General features: G+C 70.2%; 1 protein-coding gene. It reads right to left on the minus strand.

The window, feature by feature from the left end:
- Nucleotides 1-477 precede the first annotated feature (477 nt).
- On the minus strand, nt 478-729 hold the full coding sequence (locus GPJ59_RS36670; protein ID WP_219672406.1) for a hypothetical protein: 252 nt from the start codon (nt 727-729) through the stop codon (nt 478-480).
- Between the last annotated feature and the right edge of the window lie 34 nt (nt 730-763).

Consider the following 763-nt stretch of genomic DNA (forward strand, 5'->3'; position numbering starts at 1 on the left):
TAGTCTGATACTGACAATGGTGATCGCAGAGTATGCGAGTCGTTATGCTCTCTTACTAGGATATGTGTGTGTTTTTTTTAATACAAAGAAGGCATAGGAGATAAGACTCGGTCTTGTGGGCTCGGAGATATGTATAAGAGACATGGACGGGGTGTCCCGCACTCGGGCCGAGCCGCCCAGGCCGGGGCCTCCACGGTCGGAGCCGCCCACGCCCGGGTAGGTTCGCCCGCGCCCAAGCCCGGCCGCCGGGGCTATGGGCCGCCGGGCCGAGCCGCCCGGGCCGGAGTCGCCCGCACACACGGACCGCCCGCACACGGACCGCCCGCACACGGACCGCCCGCACATGGACCGCCCGCGCCCGGGCTGGGACCGCCAAGCCGGGGCCGCCGGGGCTATGGGCCGCCTGGCCCGGGCCGCCCAGGCCACGCCCCACCCCCGCCGGCGGCCTCGGCGCAGCTCCGGCGCCGGGCTCGCCTCCTACTGCTTGACCTCCAAGAGCTTGCCCAGGACGTTGTCCGGGAGGAGCGTGTTGCACTGGAGTTCCGCTGCCTGGGTCAGGGCGTCGTCGCGGCAGACGTAGAAGTCCTTGTAGACCAGCTGGACCGTGTACGAGCCGGCGGCCAGCAGCAGGGCCAGGCAGGCCGTGACCAGGCCGCTGGCCGCCGCCGTGCGCTGCGGGCGGGCCGCGTCGCCCAGGGCGGCGAGGCCGGCCCTGTGCCTTATACACATCTGGCGCTGCCGCAGATCTTAGGCGTCGAGGTGC

This window comes from Streptomyces bambusae, from assembly GCF_019400985.1.
GTDB classification, from domain to species: domain Bacteria; phylum Actinomycetota; class Actinomycetes; order Streptomycetales; family Streptomycetaceae; genus Streptomyces; species Streptomyces bambusae_A.

Coding starts and splice junctions, on each gene's coding strand:
- GPJ59_RS36670 (WP_219672406.1), bottom strand. CDS start 729: ATGTGTATAAGGCACAGGGCCGGCCTCGCCGCCCTGGGCGACGCGGCC.